Raw genomic sequence first — 14646 nt, 5'->3', positions numbered from 1 at the left:
TTTATTTTTCTTTGCTTTAAGTGGTTTTACCACTTTTTAACGCCATATCTTTTGTACGCCTGTCTATCTCTTCTTTGTTTACCTCTACATATTTACAGCTAGGTTCTGCTCCACATTTCCGACATGACATGTCATACGCTGAATTAATGGTATTGCATTGAGGACAGGAATACCATGCCACCATCTCTTCATACCATTTTTCATATCCTATATTTTTGATTCGCTCTAGGCATCCTGCAACTTCAATCCTATCCGGTGCTTCGGACTCAAAAGCTTTGAACTCTTCACAGGGATATTCTTCGCACAAACTGCAAAAATCAACTTTATGTTTCTCGGCACAATCTCTCATTTTGCATACTGTCGTACAGTAAAAGGACTTATTATCGGAACGACAACCGTGACATGTAACTTCTTCTATAGTACGGTTCGTTCTCTTTGAAATTCCTTTAAGCCTTTCGGGATCTTCCTGAGAGCCGATAAACAATGAACATGCGGTGCAAAAATGCCCACAAACTGCGGCAAGTGTAAAATCTGGCTTACTGAAACGGCTTTCAAAATCACTCATATGTATTCTCCTTTTCTTAATATATTTTTAATGCCCCTATACTTTATATTTTACATGGCAAGTATAATGTCCTGAGGAAGCTTTAAACCAGTCGTATCCTTGCTGTGTAACGCTAAAGCTGCTGCAAATCCAGCCCTTTCTAACTGGTTTGCCCACATTTTACAACTCAGCAGTGGTGAACCTGAAATTCGATGGTCTTCATCCTCATAAAGCCACCAGCCATCTAGCAGTCCGAAGGTAAGCGTCAGAAAGCTGCTAAACGCTGTTATTTCATTTAAAATAAGCAACCCCCGGGGCTTCAAAAGTTTTCTAGTATTTTTCAATGTTTTTTCAATATATTTTGTAGCATGCAGAACGTTGGCTGCAATGACAATATCAAAGGAATAAGGGCTGTATCCCTGAACTTCTATGTCATTTTCAATATTCAATTCCTTAAAATCAACAAACCCATAGGTATTTCCGAACATACCTTTACCATATTGTATAAAGGTTTTAGCTATATCGGTGTAAACATACTCTATATGTCCGTTATACTTTGATATACCCATAAGCACATGCTTACTGGTTCCTCCTGTACCTGCTCCGATTTCCAAAATCCTTATTTGCCCAGTCTTATTAAAATCAAGCTGTTTTTCGATGTAATTCTCTACGCTGTGTGTAACTAAGCCATTGTAGTAATCCGAGCTGGCATTATGTTTATAGATATTCTCAACAAGCTCCATGGACCCCTTAGGAAACATGATTTGTGCAGGGTGTATTTTCCCTGTAAGAATCCTTGGATAATTCTCTACACAAGCTCCCAGGAACTTTATTTGAGCCTTCATTTCAGGATAAGCATAAAGATAATCGCCAAACATTCTTTCTTTATTATTCAGCTTATATCTTATGCTTTCGTCCTCTGCCTTTCTGGTCAAAAATACATATTTACCTTCCCTGTAAACAAACCCAGCATCTTCTACCATGCCTAAAAGTGCACCAAAAAGGCGGCCGTATTGGTAAATGATATTCAGTTTGCTTTTTAACTCATCTTCATGGTACCTTTCTCCTGCATCACAGAAAACTCCCATTTCCCTAAAAGCATTGAATAATAGTAGCTTAGATATATTTTCTAATTCTGTGGCTGCCTCTTGAAACCTATTAAACTCCTTACTGGGTACCATGTATTCATTCATAGTTTCTGTCAAGGCTTCTAGCCGGGCTTGTCCTTCATAACTGCTTGGCTGTTCCTTGTTAAAGATAGATTCGTTATTCGGTACTTCTTGCTCTCTGTTTGTTGTAATTATTACCATCATCTCCTTTGTGACATGATTGATTAACAGTCATATGTATAAAATGCCATTGTCCCTCTGATAATTACCCTTGCATAAGAGTGCCATATTCCACCATTTCCATCTTCTTCCTGAGCAAAAAATGTCAGATGAATAATTCTACCAGTCTCTTTTCGTCCGGTAACAACATTTTTTATGTCATAAATAGGAACATTATTATTGGCTGCCTCTGGTGAAAAGTGGTACTTAAAGCGGCCATTCTCCACTGGAATTTCCCCTTGCTCTACCAATGCCCCCGGTGTAATAGAAGCATAATATACCTTCTTGGCACTGCTTACTCCTTCAATAATCAATCCTTCCTCTATATCAAATTTCTGCTGTTTTCTAAGGTTCAATTTGATATAACTGAAATTAGCAGGTCTTTCCTTTTCATATACAAAGATATAAGCTCCATCTTTGGGCATACCAGGCATACTTCCCTTGTAGCCATTCCAATTTGACTCAAAATTGATTCTGTATACGCCTGGTTGGTCAAGAGGAAACCTTTCAGGTGACATAAAATACCCCAGTTTACTATCGGCACTTCCTTGAACAGTCCTTTTTCTGCCATCAGGATATGTTAGTGTATAATTTATATGCGCCGGAACAATAGGATCCATCTGCAAATATGGCCAGAACAAGTAGTCTTGTTCGTAGAGCAATCCAGGACGGTGAGAGATAATATAGTACCTGAATTTCGCTCCTTTTGCTCCTACCAAAAGTTCTTCTCCAGCTTTGATAACTCGTGCTTCAGAGCCTTTAGATATAATAAATGCATTGGAAATATAATCACCATACATGGGTGTTTCATTTTTTTTGCGTAAAACTACGCCTCCAAGTAGCCTGTATGGAGTTCCCAGAGTACTGCCGGTATTTGATGCGCCAATCTGACCGCCAAAATTAGTTGCACTTACGGGCCAGGACGGCTTGTACACACCATCTTCTGCAACCATAAATCTTGCCGACAGACCGGGGCAAGATGCACCTACATAGTAATATGCCCAGTCAGTTATATATTCCGGATAAAGATGAGGACACAAATCCTTTGAGGCTACGATTCTGACATTGCTGGCACCGACTTTTTCAAAGTCATTCTTATCTTCTCTTCCACTGATGGTGTACGTGAGAACCGGCTCAATCATATTGGCACCGTATCCATCCTCTGGCACAAGTAGTACTTCTCCGTAATTGTATGGATAACCATACTGTTGTGGAGATAAATAATCTTTACATTCCTTCAGCTTTTTCCCATGGGCTATAAGAGGTCCTTTTCCCGTATGAATAACACCTGCATGACGTAAAGTACATACCCATAAGTGGCCTTCATTATCAGTGTATGTAGCCCTTAGTTTTGCATGATATTCTCCCGGTTCGTCAAACACAAATTTTTGCATTCCATAGGCTGTACTGAACATTCCACCGCTACTTGCTTTGCCTTGGGAAGTTGACGTCTTTACATTATTAGGATCAGAACCTACGTAAAGATCTACCTTGACAGTAACATCCGCAGGAACCGCAGGGGCAAACCCAATTTCAGCACCATATCCGTATCCAACACTAAAAGGCATTCCCATAAATGTGGATGTACCAAAAGTTATTCTTTTTGCAATCCAAAATTCATAGGTTCCGCCTCCATAGTAGCGGTTTCCCCATATATCTTCAATCCAGCCCTTTGCAATAACCTTGTACTGTCCATACTTATGGGGCTTCCATTGTATAAAACTAGTTTTGCCTGTGGTTGCACAACCGTTTATATTTTCAACAAATGCAGCAGAACCCAGATCATTTTCGTTTCCATCAGGATCATACACTTTAATTGATAGTTGTCCTGAATGATAATTCCAAGGTATATTTCTCTGACAATCCACAAGGTCAGTTGCAAATACAGGTTCCAAATTATATGTATTTATGTTTCCTCTTTCATCATACAAAGGCAGAATAACTTCATCATGAACAATATTCCTGTTAGATAACGCAAAGTTGTGTTTGTCTTCTTCTGCCACAACACCTTGATATCCATTGGATTTGTATTGATTCAGCAGCACCCAGTACAACCTTTTCTCAATATTGGCTGCATTAATCCAATTACCATAAACATCTTGTCCGCTTACAGTAAAAGGCGGCGAATAAACTAATGAAATATCATCATCATTTTCAGGCCGTCCACCAAACTCTTCATGGTTAAGGCTGAAATTGTTTTTGCCATCCGATATTCCAAAATCCAAGCGTATCCTATAAACTCCGGGTGGCATGTCTTGGGGTAAAGGAATTTCATATTTGCCTTCTATCCAAAAAAAGTTGTCACTGTACCCTTTTTGAAGTTCATTTAGGGGTATCTCAAACATTTCATCAATAGGGTTTCTATACCTGCTGCCCGTATGTTTACTTATGGCATTGGAACTGCCTCCCTCAATAGCCAGGCCTGTAGGTGTCAACAGTGTAGACATTTTCTCATCTAGCGGTATTCGATGGATGCCTTGGGAGTCGAAGCACCGCTCTGAGGTAAATAAGAGTAGCAATGATTTTGGTGTCAGTCTACTGCCATTCATAAATCCATTAAGTATGTTTGTCGATAGGTTTATTCGCAGCTTAAACTGTAGATTTTCTCCGGCTTTAAGGTTTTTCTTGGACATTTCCATGTCTAAAGTCCATTTACCCAATTTTGCTTTTCTTGCCTCCGAAAAGGTTATTGCTCCATCAAATTGTTCTTTTCCTCTATTTGCCATAATGACACCCTCAATTTCAACCAGAAGATCACTTCTGCATACATCAGCCTTTAAATAAACGATTGATTTATCGGGCAAAAATTCCTTGCTGCAAATATCTCTGACAGTCTCAAAGTCCTCTTCGTTTTTAATATATACCTTGATACAATCCAGGTCTTCAAGAGTAAAACCTCTATTTATCCCATAATTGTATAAATTCTTTTCAGATATCAGAACCTTGATATTATCTATGGTTGTCTCACACTGCTTTCTTACATCACCTACGTGAACTGTCTCATGGCCTATAATGCTGGCTGTCCCAGATATATACAATGTCCCTTTGTCTGGACCATACCCCGTATAGGTTGCTCTTGCAAAGCTCGGGGACTTTATTCCATACTTCTGCGGATATTTATATGCAGGAGTCTGGTTTGGGTTTTCAATATATTTGTTTATATCTTTTGATGTGGAAATCGCATAAATTCCAACACTGTCTCCACGACAGCCGATTCCTGTTGCTGCAGGATAAATACTTCTGTTGTTCTGGAAAGAATCCGCTCTGCCATGGCAAAACTGAGTATACCTTTCTGTTTCATTTGCATATTCGTTAATATTGGGGATATTATTCCAAATTCTTGAAATGTTCGGGTAATTATTTCTTCCGATAGCCTCAAAGATTGAATCATATGCAAGCTTGCCAGCTTCTTTCAGTCCTATGTTATCCTCTTTTATGCTAACAGTTAAAAAGTGGTGAAATCCGTCTGTCGCATATTGCAGATCACCCATACTTCCATAAGAAACAGGCTTACTTGACGTCCAAACTTCGTAATATACATCCCCCAAAAGCACCTTCATGTTAACACTTAATTCAGGATAGCCATCTTTTAATGTTTCAAAATCATTACTCTTTTCTTGATTACTATATTTGATGACTCCAAGGATATTTCCATTTTTCATTACTTCTTTCAGTTTGCTTGAATCAGAAGGAAGCAAATATACGCTAACCTCAGGTAACTCTTCATTGCAGATAACGCCTTCTTCTATTGCACTTATCATTGCAGCCATTCCCTCCTTTACAAAATCATTCTACCTATAATTCCATGTATTTACATACTTTTAGTCCAGTAACGCAAGCTGCTTCAAAAATTGATTCCACCATGTTTCATCCAGAACCGGAAATTCAATTCCTGTATCTTCCAGTGCTGCATGTGTATTTGAATTCATAAGACCTTGATATCTAAAATAATATACTTCAAACAACCTATAACCAGTCGCTCCTCTTTTGATAAAAAAGTCCAGTAACACAGTCCTTTTATTGCTTTCGGGCAGGCTTTCAATGTATTTTTGACAGTACTCCACCCATTGTTGATAAGGAATTTCGGACATCGTGGTATTCTTTTTTCTCAAATATCCAAAAAACTCCTTAATGGGAATCGGTTTGGGATTTATCAGGTTATAAATCTTCCCGTAGCAATCGTTTTTCTGACTTATTGCAAGAACCGCTTGACTTATATAGTCAATGGGGGTAACGTCTATCACACCATCATCCCAAGCAGGTGTATATTGTAATTCGCTGAATATTTTCAAAAATCTATGCAACATATCTACTGCAATACCGACACATTTATCACTTGTACCAGTAACCTGACCGCATCTCATAATAGTAACAGGAATCCCTCTTTCATGGGCTTGCATCATGTGATGTTCCGATACCCATTTTGTCTGTGAGTAGCCATTTGTCAGGTATCTTCCGTCTTCCAGCAAATTTTCCTCTGTGTAGGCCGGTAGCAGCAAATTGTCATCACCAGTCCGTATGCATACTCCAGTAGAGGAAATAAAGTGAATGGGTTTAATTTTAAGGTTACCTGCAAATTTGATAATAGAAATTGTCCCATCTACATTCGCCGTTTTCATTTGTGAATAATTCAACACATGGTTTACAAGTGCTCCGCAATGATAAATTGCTTCTATCTCTTTGCTGAGCTCTTCATAAACATCCATGCTGATTCCCATTCTTTCCTCGTTTAAGTCACCTAAGACAGGAAATACACGAGTTTTGTAACCTTCACTCCACAAATTGTACTTTCTTAAATTTTCCTCAATCCGTTTTAAGCCTGATACTTCTGACTCAGCTCTGATAAGACAGTAAACAGATGTAGAAGTACTTCTTAATATTTCGCCACATAAAAATGCACCAAACAGACCTGTTACCCCTGTCAGGAAAACCTTTTCCTTTACAAAGCTATGCTTGAATGGAACAGCATTCTGCCCCAAACTTAATCCCTCAGGCAGTTTTCTGTCCAACTCCCATGGGGACAAGGAGTTGTTACTTGCTGTTGTTACAGGTCTTTGAGATTTTTTTATATCCTCTGTTTCTCCAATATTTTGTATTTTCTCTAAGGAAGTTTTCTGTTCTGGCAGTTCCTTATCCTCAGTCAATATTGGCACCGGAGTACTCTGTTCTTTCCTGGGACAATTTTGCAACTTTTGAAGCTCTTTAATTTGCTCCACTACTTCAGCCATTGTGAATTTCTCAACAAATCTCCTGCCATCAAGTTCTATCTTTAGATCGTTCTTTACCCTATCCTGTAATTTTATTGCTGATATGGAATCCATTCCGTATTTGGACAACTGCTCTTCTGGCTCTATTTGGGTGTTGGAAGATAATCCTAATAACTCCCTTGTTATTTGTTCTACATATTGCTTAACATCAAAGGAATTATTTTCTTCCCCACACGGCTTTTCATCTTCTACTTTCTTTGTCTGTTCCTTGACTGTCTCAAAAGTTGTTTCGGTATTTGGAGTTTTTTGCTCTTTCGTAGGGCAATTTTGCAATTTTTGGAGTTCTTTAATTTGCTCCACTACTTCATTCATTGTAAATTTCTCAACAAATCTTCTGCCGTCAAGTTCTATCTTCAAATCGTTCTTTACCCTATCCTGTAATTTTATTGCTGATATGGAATCCATTCCGTATTTGGACAACTGCTCTTCTGGCTCTATTTGGGTATCTGAAGATAATCCTAATAATTCCCTTATTATTTGTTCTATATATTGCTTAACATCAAAGGAATTATTTTTATTCTGACAGACCTTTTCTTCCTCAACTTTCTTTGGCTGTTCCTTTTCAGTCTCAAATGTCTGTACCGAGACAGTTTGATTTGCCACAGGATTTCCTTGAGGTTTCCTGACTTCGTCTATTTGATTAACCAATTCATTGACTGTAAATTTATCAATAAACCTCTTGCCATCAATTTCAATATTCAAATCCTTCTTAATACGGTCCTGTAATTTTATTGCCAATGTGTAATTCATTCCGTACTTTGACAACTGCTGACCGGGATTGATTAAAGTTTCGGAAACCATGCCTAATAATTCTTTAACAACGCTTTTGACATATTTTAAGCTGTCAAAGGTATTACTTTCCAAATTAATTTGAACAGGCTTACTGCTTACAGAAGATACTTTTTCTTCTGACTTATTACTTTCTGGAATAGTCATTATAGGAAGAGTTGTTTTGCTTTCCATATTTCCTATCATCTTATTTCCAGATACGGGAACCCAATACTTTTCCTTTGCAAAGGGATAAGTAGGAAGGCTTATTCTGTGCAATTCAGCATCACAATAAAGAAGGTTCCATTTTATATCAAAGCCCTTGGTCCAAAGTTCTGCGATTTTAGAGTATTTTTTCTTTATTACCCAATTTTCTATGGCTTTTTGAATATCCTCATCACCGGCAAAAATATCCAAAGCCTTTTTGCTGCTCTTAACCTGACCTCTGTAAAAATCATCAATATCCTGCTGACCTTCAATAAATGCCTTAAGCTTTTCTTTCAGCTCCTCAACTGTTTTTACCACAATTGCAATACGTTCTTCCATGGCGTCACGTCCTACCTGAAGGGTATATGCCATATTGACAATATCATTTTCCTCAAACTGCGGCTTAGATATTGCTTCCAGCAGCTGATTTGCTTGTTCATTAAGACGTTCTTCATTTCTCGCTGACAGTATTATAATGTAAGGCTCACCGCTGTTTTGAAGATTCTTGCTGCAATTGCAGGCTTTAGGTATATACTCTTCCAATACAATATGGCAATTAGCTCCGCCAAATCCAAAGGAGCTTACACCAGCTCTGCGTGGTATGTCATTGCCTGAATCATCTTTAAGAGCCTTCCATTCCTTCTTTTCATTTACAATATAAAATGGACTGTCTTCCAACTGTATATATGGGTTAATAGTTTCAGTGTGCAGACTTTTAACTAAAGTCTTATACTTCATTTGCAGAAGAACTTTAACTACTCCTGCAATTCCAGCTGCCAGTTCCAAATGTCCTATATTACTTTTCACAGAGCCCAGCCCACAATGTCTGCTTGTAACTTCACTATCTCCTGTTTCTTTGTACAAATCCCTGAATGCCATTTTCAATCCGTTTATTTCTATGGGATCTCCAAGTTCAGTACCTGTTCCATGTGCTTCAATATATGTAACGGTTCTCGGATCTACTCCGGCATTAGTGTATGCAGTCTTAATCAACTCTGCCTGAGCTTTAGGATTAGGTGCAGTCAGTGAATTTGCACGACCTCCGTGGTTTTCGGCAGTCCCTAAAATGACTCCATAAATATGATCCCCTGCTTTTTCAGCATCACTTAATCTCTTTAAGAAAAGTATGCCTGCCCCTTCACCTCTCACATATCCATTGGCTTTATCCGAGAAGGTTTTACACCTGCCATCCTCGCAGAGCATTCCTGCTTTGGAAAAGCTGATATGTGCATCGGGGGATACCAATGTGTTTACACCGCCGGCAAGAGCCATATCGCAGCTTCCATCCTTTATTGCGGATACTGCCCGGTGAATTGCAATTAACGAGCTTGAGCAAGCCGTTTCTATAGGTTCACTGGGTCCATGGATATTAAGGAAATAGCTCATCCTGTTTGGACCGACAGAAATAGACAATCCGGTAGCAGTATAACCTTCGATTGGAAGATTTGCCCTGCATATCAATTGGCTATAACCCGTGTTTGCGGTGCCGATAAACATTCCTGTTTTACTTCCTGAAATGCTTTGAGCTGAATATCCGGCATCTTCTATTGCCTTCCATGCATACATCATAAGTAGACGCTGCTGTGGATCCATGAGCTTTGCTTCTTGAGGAGAAATCCCGAAAAATAGCGGATCAAATTCATCGACAGCCTCAATAAAGCCCCCCCACTTAACATTTGTTTTGTTATCTTCTTTAGAAGGGTCTCCATAATATTCCTTATAATCCCAACGTTCTTTTGGAATTTCGGTAATACAGTCCCGTCCGTTTACTAAATTATCCCAGAACATATCTATATCCTTGGATTGAGGGAATATTCCGCTAATACCGACAATGGCAATAGGTTCTTGTTCCCTATGGATACTCTTTGAAGTAGGTGTTTCCTGTATTAATTTATACTTTTCCATCCCTTTATCCATATGTACCGATTCTTCTTTTATATATACATATTTTTCCATATATGTTTCTTTCTCTTGAACAGGAACATCAACTACTTTTCTTACACCAAATTTTGAAGCAAGAACTTCTTCATATTCGTCAGTTAAATACTTGGCAAAGCTATGAAGTGTGGAGTATTCGAAGAAAATTGTAGGAGCCAGTTCAAGTTTGTACTGCTCATTAAGCTTATTTATAAACTGTGTTAGTGAAATAGAGTCAAATCCATATTCACTTAACTCTCCTTCCAAATCAATATCCTGTATTTTGACCTTAAGTAGCATGGAAACCGTTTTGGCTAAATCTGTCTGAACCTTTTCAAATAAATTATCCTTATCAATGACAACTCTGGCTTCTTTCAATGGAGTACTATTCAAAGCTTGCACACCTTCGGAATCATTTATTGCATTGATTTTATCCTTTAACATTTTATACCTCCCCTCCAATACCATTATCTGTTCTTTTGTTGATGAAAAGCATCGGTAAAATGCCTTTATGCCCCTTGAAGATTTCATTGCAACCATTCCGGTATTTCTCATTACCAGCTTTTCATTTTCTTCATCCACATGTAAGCCTCCAGATTTCCAAAGAGGCCAATTGATTGCCAAAGTCCTGCCGTACCGTTGCTTCGATGACACTAGCTCATTACGATAGGAAGCAAATTGATCCATAAATGCATTAGCAGCAGAATAATCTATTTGCCCCATATTTCCCATTGCTCCGGCACCTGATGAAAAGAGTAGGATAAAGTCGAGATTCATATCTTTGCTTTCCAAATCCATATTTACAAGGCCGGTAACTTTGGGTGCCAAAACATTTTTTAATTCTTTCTGAGTTTTCTTTACAATAAAGTTATCCTGAATTAAACCTGCTGCATGTATGATTCCATTGATATTTCCATACTGGTTTTTTATGCTTTGAATTACCATTCGGACATCTTGTCTATTAGCAACGTTCATTTGTTGATATCTGACGGTAGCACCAAGTTTCTCTAATTCTTCTAATTCTTTAAGCCTGCTTTCATTCAGAGGGGATCTTCCTGTTAAAATCAAAATTGGATTTTCAACTCTTTCTGCAATCTCTTTTGAAAAAATCAAGCCTAATTTTCCTGCTCCGCCAGTAATAAGGTAAACTCCGTTATCTCTCCATGGCATTGATTCAACTTGTTCAGGTTTATCTAATTGAGTCCATTGACAAACAAACCTTCTGCCATCCTGATATTTTATTTCTTTATTGCTTAGGTTGAATTTATTTACGTTTATTTTGTTAAAAATTTCATCTAAACTTTCATCGGATTCGATACCAATCATCTGACCGATAAATTTTGAATATTCTAACCGAGCAGTTTTCAACAATGCTGAGAGAGCCCAAAATAGCTGTTTTTCACCTGTTGGTTGAACAACTATTTGGAACAGTACCTTATCTTTTGGCTTTTCTTTGAGTACCCTTTGAATTATTTCAAATATCTGAATGCTATACTCTTCAAACCGTTTGTCAATGTCCTTATGTTTAGAATCTAATATAAAAGTCTCTATGCCATCCATTTCGGCTACGCAACCTTCATCTGAAAGTTGCGGTATCTCACAAAATACTGCGATATGCTTGTACAAGGATGGCATATGGCCTTTTCCAGTTGAAGGCTGTTCTATCCATGATGGATAAATCATGACAGTATCCATATCTGAAGGGTTCATGTCATCTACATTGGTTGTTTCAGGTCCTTTTGATGTCAGCCCTTTTATCTGAGCACAAACCAGCCCTTGTTCATCACACAAGTCAATATCAAGCCTTTGAATCTTTCCGGAACTATTGCTGTCGTTGCTATAACGGATTAAGGCCCACATGTTGGATGTAGATTTACTAAACACATTCAATTGCTGCAATTCAAAGGGAAGAGCAAATTTTTGATTATCCGTACCCATTACCAGAGCAACCGAGGCCTGTAAGGCAGCATCGAGTATGCTTGGATGCAGACCAAACTCCTCTTTGGTTGATGATACGGATGACGGCAGGACTAGCTTTGCAAGAGCCATCTCCTTACCTACAAATACAGATTCTATTCCTTTGAATTCCTGACCATACTCAATACCCAATTCACTAAACACCTGATAGCATTGCTCTGAAGAAATTCTCTTTACATTGGTTTGACATTTCAATTCCTCTAAGTTCAATACAGGTCGCTCACCGGATTTTTCATTGAAAAGAATTTTACCCTGACAATGTAACTTCGAATTTTCATCAGCTGCTTCAACGTCACTGTATACCTTAAAAGCAAATTCGCTGTTGTTATCTTCAGAAAGGTTAATATCGACCTTTGCCGGGGTTTTTTCTACAATAATAGGGTGTACCCAAACCACATTTTTTAATGTTATTTGAGCCTTTGAAAAATCTCCGGACAACATTTCCGCTGCCGCCCTTGCCATCTCAAGATATGCTACACCCGGCATTATCCTTTTTTCTTTTACAACATGCCCTTTTAAGAAGAATTCATCTCCAGTGAAAATCGAGGTGTACCTGTTATGATATAAATCAGAGGTATTTTGGTGCAGTAAAGGATGTAACGCTTTTAAGCCAGTGGTAGTATCCAAAGGCTCATTAGCCTCTGTATTTCCTTGGCAGTTCCAATACCGCTCTCTTTTAAATGGATATGTAGGAGCATGAATACTTCTTGGCCTTTTATCATCATCATAAAGCATGTCCCAATGGATATTAACACCTTTGACAAAAGCCTTTGCCAATCCACTGAAGTTTTTATCCTTAATCCATATTTTTACCGCCGCTAGTATTTCTTTTTCCTCATTTATCTCTTCCACAGACTTTTTTCTTTTAGCTCGACCTGTGAAAACTCGCTCAGAAGGATGTCCGGAAACAACCCCTGCTAACTCCTCAATTAACTGCTCTCTGGATTCTGCAATAACTGCAAGGCGGAAATCCATAGCATCCCTGCCGACCTGAAAAGTGTATGCCAGTTCCTCAATATTGATGTCTTTCTTTGATTCAAGCCAATTTTTTAGTCTGTCAGCATACTCAATGAGGGATTCTTCTTTTTTGGCAGACAAAACAAATAATCCAGGATTATTTGAGTTTATTACAGATGCAGAGTCTTTTATCTCATTTTGTGAAGCATATTCTTCAATTACCAAATGGGCATTTGTTCCACTAAATCCGAAGGAGCTGATACACGCTCGACGCAATTGCCCCGGTGCTGTTTCCCATGGTTTTAATTGTGTGTTGATATAGAATGGGCTATTTTCTAAATAAATATGTTCATTTAAGTTTTCAAAATTTATCGTAGGCGGTATCATTTTATTTTTCAAAGAAAGTAATATTTTAATGAGCCCTGCAACTCCTGCGGCCTTAACAGAATGACCTATATTGCTTTTAACAGAACCCAACGCACAATAATTTTTTTTGTTTGTAAAATGTTGAAAGGATTCTGTAAGTGCCTCTATTTCAATGGGGTCCCCAAGCTTTGTTCCGGTTCCGTGAGCTTCGGCCATTGTAATGGTTTCGGGATTAATTCCAAAGCGCCTATATACTTCCTTCTCAAGCTCAATTTGTGAATTTGCACTCGGTGCAGTAATACCATTGGTTTTCCCGTCATGGTTTACTCCCCATCCGCGGATAACTCCGTAAATAGGATTTCTGTCTCTTATAGCATCAGACAGGCGCTTCAGCAAAACTACGCCTACCCCTTCCCCAGGGACAAACCCATCAGCTCGGGCATCGAAAGTATGACATCTGCCGCTCGGTGACAGCATCCCAGCTTTACTTGCCATTACAAATCCCGCAGGACTAAGCATAATATGTACTCCACCTGCAAGGGCAATATCACTGGTATTCAACATCAAGCTGTTACAAGCTTCTGATATTGCAACTAAGGAGGAAGAGCATGCTGTATCTATGGCCATACATGGTCCTTTTAAATTTAGTATATACGAAATCCGTGCTGCCAAAATAGAAGGGGAACTTCCCATCAGTCCATAGGCATTCAACTCTTGGCCATCCCCCTGCTGTCCATAGTCGCTGACTCCGCACCCTACAAAAACTCCGCATTTGGTTTCAGACAATGATTGAGGATTAATTCCAGCATCTTCTATACAGCCCCAACAGCTTTCAAGGATAAGTCTCTGCTGTGGATCCATGATTTCGGCTTCAATAGGAGATATGTTGAAAAACAAAGGATCAAACTTGTCTACATCCTCAAGTACTCCTTGCCATTTGCAATAGGTCTTTCCCGGAACATTTGCATCTGCATCGTAATATTTTTCAGCAGGCCATCTCTCCGGGGGTACCTCCGAGATACAGTCGATACCGTTTGCGATATTATTCCAAAATTCATGCAAAGTTTTTGACTTTGGGAATTGTCCGGACATACCTATAATTGCAATTCCATTCTCACTTGCGGACACTTCCTTTGCACAGGTCTTTGTGGATGTGCTTATCCTGCTATTTATCCCAAAATCTTTTTCTTCAGGCTTTTTCCTATTTTCCAATATGCTTTTTGTATCAGATATACTTATTTCTCCGGATTTTAATGCCTTTAATATGCTGTTCAATTTTGTCCGGTCTTTGTCCTGCATAGTACTCATCACTCCC

General features: G+C 38.7%; 4 protein-coding genes. All 4 read right to left on the bottom strand.

Going from position 1 to position 14646, the window contains the following annotated elements; genetic code table 11:
• Positions 1–16: 16 nt before the first annotated feature.
• Genes K412_RS0118765 through K412_RS21180 form a run of 4 tightly spaced genes read right to left on the bottom strand, consistent with a single transcriptional unit; the run spans position 17 to position 14639 of the window.
• Positions 17–565, bottom strand: a complete 549-nt coding sequence (locus K412_RS0118765; protein ID WP_024834513.1) for a DUF3795 domain-containing protein — start codon at positions 563–565, stop codon at positions 17–19.
• Positions 566–615: 50 nt separating this feature from the next.
• Positions 616–1854, bottom strand: a complete 1239-nt coding sequence (locus K412_RS0118760) for a class I SAM-dependent methyltransferase (RefSeq protein WP_024834512.1) — start codon at positions 1852–1854, stop codon at positions 616–618.
• Between the two features lie 23 nt (positions 1855–1877).
• Positions 1878–5642: a chorismate transformation FkbO/Hyg5 family protein gene (locus K412_RS21555; protein WP_157833858.1), complete on the bottom strand. Its 3765-nt coding sequence runs from the start codon at positions 5640–5642 to the stop codon at positions 1878–1880.
• 51 nt (positions 5643–5693) lie between these two features.
• Positions 5694–14639 (bottom strand): thioester reductase domain-containing protein, encoded by an 8946-nt coding sequence (locus K412_RS21180; RefSeq protein WP_051461068.1) that lies wholly within the window; start codon positions 14637–14639, stop codon positions 5694–5696.
• Positions 14640–14646: the final 7 nt, after the last annotated feature.

Source organism: Ruminiclostridium josui JCM 17888 (assembly GCF_000526495.1).
Taxonomy (GTDB): domain Bacteria; phylum Bacillota; class Clostridia; order Acetivibrionales; family DSM-1351; genus Ruminiclostridium; species Ruminiclostridium josui.
Note: the sequence above shows the minus strand (reverse complement) of the source record. Positions and strands in the feature narration are given on the sequence as shown.

Bases quoted from the DNA above. Each gene is read 5' to 3' on its own strand.
- K412_RS0118765 (WP_024834513.1), bottom strand. From the start codon at position 565: ATGAGTGATTTTGAAAGCCGTTTCAGTAAGCCAGATTTTACACTTGCC.
- K412_RS0118760 (WP_024834512.1), bottom strand. From the start codon at position 1,854: ATGGTAATAATTACAACAAACAGAGAGCAAGAAGTACCGAATAACGAA.
- K412_RS21555 (WP_157833858.1), bottom strand. From the start codon at position 5,642: ATGGCTGCAATGATAAGTGCAATAGAAGAAGGCGTTATCTGCAATGAA.
- K412_RS21180 (WP_051461068.1), bottom strand. From the start codon at position 14,639: ATGAGTACTATGCAGGACAAAGACCGGACAAAATTGAACAGCATATTA.